Origin of the sequence: Caballeronia udeis, assembly GCF_001544555.2 — a bacterium.
GTDB classification, from domain to species: Bacteria; Pseudomonadota; Gammaproteobacteria; order Burkholderiales; family Burkholderiaceae; genus Caballeronia; species Caballeronia udeis.
This window is the reverse complement of the sequence record NZ_FCOK02000175.1, coordinates 1-2,304: the sequence shown is the minus strand read 5'-3', so window position 1 is coordinate 2,304 and position 2,304 is coordinate 1. Positions and strand designations below refer to the sequence as shown.

Below are 2,304 nucleotides of genomic sequence, written 5' to 3'. Positions count from 1 at the left end.
GCCGTTGCCCAGCGTGATGCTATCGGTGAACACCGACGTGCCGGTAGCAGCGCCCAGACTGTTAAGCGACAGCGTGACGTTCGCATTGTCTGCCGAACCGTTCACGGTGATGCCATGGCTGTTGCCCGTTACCGTGCCGAGGTTGATGTTGTCGGTACCGGTCAACGTCAGGGTCGACAGGTTCGAGTCGGTGATGCCGGTGGTGAACGCGATGCCCTGCGTGTTGGTGCTGGTGCCGTTGATGGTCAGCGAGGCTGCTGTGTCAACGAACGCGTTGGTAATCGTCAGGCCGCCCGTGCCCTTCACCGTCAGGTTCGTCAACGACGAATCGCTCAGGCTGCCGATGGTAACCACGCCCAGTGCACCAACGCCGCTGTCATTGATGGTCGCCGTCACGTTGCCAAGGCCGTCAAGGGCTTGGTTAGCGTCGCCCAGCGTCAGGCCACCGATACCGAAAGCAGCCTTGGTGGTGGCCGAACCCAGCGTCAGTGCCAGGCTGTCGGTCGTGCCAGCCGTATCTGCCGTGAAGAAGGAAACCGTACCAGCGTAACCCGCGTCAATCGACAGCGAACCGCCTGCTGCAACACCTTGAACCGTAAGCGCGTTGATGTTCGCACCAAGGACACCGCCGCCCTGGACGTCGATAGCGGTGAAAGCCGCGTTGTTGCCCAGGAAGAAGGTTTCAGCGACACCCGCTCCCACGGCTGCGCCGAGACCCAGCACATGGAAGCCCGATACCGTGCCCAGCGTGCTCACCTGAGCTGCGCCCGTACCCGTGCTGGCAGGCGCCGCAGCGCTGTTGTTCCACACGATTTCTTCAGCAGCCGTACCGTTACCGGCGATGGCCTTGGTAGCAGCAGCCGAAATCGACACTACGTCGGTGCCCGTGCTCGTGGACACGAAGCTCGTAGTCGTACCCAGCGCTACGTTGGCACCTGCGCCGCCGCTGACTGCGACGGACGTGAGGCTGGCCGGCGCAGTGCCGATCGTGAGCTGTTGCGTGCCCGACACATTCAAGGTCGTCAGGCCGGCGTCGGTCACCGTGCCGATCGTCGAGCCGGTCGTGCCACCCGTCACCACGTTCAAAGTTCTGATTTCACCGTTGGCATCGACGAAGCTCGTTGCGTTCAGAGCGTTGACATTCAAAGCCAGCGTCGTGACGGTCGGAGTCGTCAGCGCGTCGGTCAGCGTCAGGGCGCCGCCACTACCCGCTAGCGTCAAAGTGGTCAGGGCGTTGTCGTTGATCGCGGCCGTAGCGTAGTTGGCAAGGGAGACGTTGGTAATCGTGCCTGCCTTGGTTGTGCTGCCTTGGTTGACGTCATTGATAGTAACGTTACCGTCCACGACCCCTGCAACGGTCGCGGATGCCGTCGCCGCTGCCGTCTGGTTCACCGTTACGTTCGTCGTTACCGACGTGCCAGTGACGGTGACCGCGCCGCCGGTCACCGTGTTGCCCAAACCAGCTGCTCCGCTCAGATTGGCCGCGATCTTGACAGTCGTACCGCCCGTGACGTTGATCACATCTGCCGTAAGGACGCCCGTTTGCGAAGACGCTTCGTTTGCGGTGACGACAACAGCGCCCGTGGGAGCGGTCGTGGTGCCGACACTGATGGTGCCGCCGCTCGTGACATTGTTGGCCGTCACGGTAACGGACGAGCCGCCTTGTACGGATTCGGTTGCACCAGACGCCGCGGCGTCTACCAGCGTAATAGCGGTCGTGTTCGCCGCCGTAAGCGCAGAGCCGCCTACATCCGAAACGTTCAACGCGGTCAGACCAGCGAAACCTTCCGTGGTCGTAACCGTATTAGCGGCTGTCGGTTCACCGGAAATCAAATTCAGCGTCTGAATACCCGAGACGGTAATGCCTGCGACACCCAACGCGGTCCACGTGGCACCCGTATTTTGGTCGATAAGGTTCAGGACGTTGCCGGTACCCGTACCGGAAATCGTATCGCCCGACGTGAACGTATTGGCCGCTGGTGTTGTAACGTTGTGAGCGAAACCGTTGACCACGTTGTTGTTACCCGTCAGCGTGATGTTATCCACACCCGCAGTCAGCGTGAACGTTTGACCAACTGTACCGCTGCCGATGTTTGCCAGCGTTGTCGGAAGCGCTGCTTGAGCGGTTGCTTCCGAAGTCGTGTCAACTACCGTAGACACTGCTGCGCGCGCATTGGCTGCTGATGCCGGGCTGGAGTAAGCAAGCTGAGCCGACACTGATTGGCCAACCGCTGCCGTGAACGCGTCTGCATAGGCCAGCTTCGCGGTCAGTTGCGTTGCATCCGTACCCTGAGCGCCGTTATA

At 61.3% G+C, this 2,304-nt stretch carries 1 protein-coding gene; it reads right to left on the bottom strand.

Going from position 1 to position 2,304, the window contains the following annotated elements:
- Nucleotides 1-2,304 (bottom strand): beta strand repeat-containing protein (locus AWB69_RS49090; RefSeq protein ID WP_062093201.1); only part of this gene is annotated, 2,304 nt, incomplete at both ends.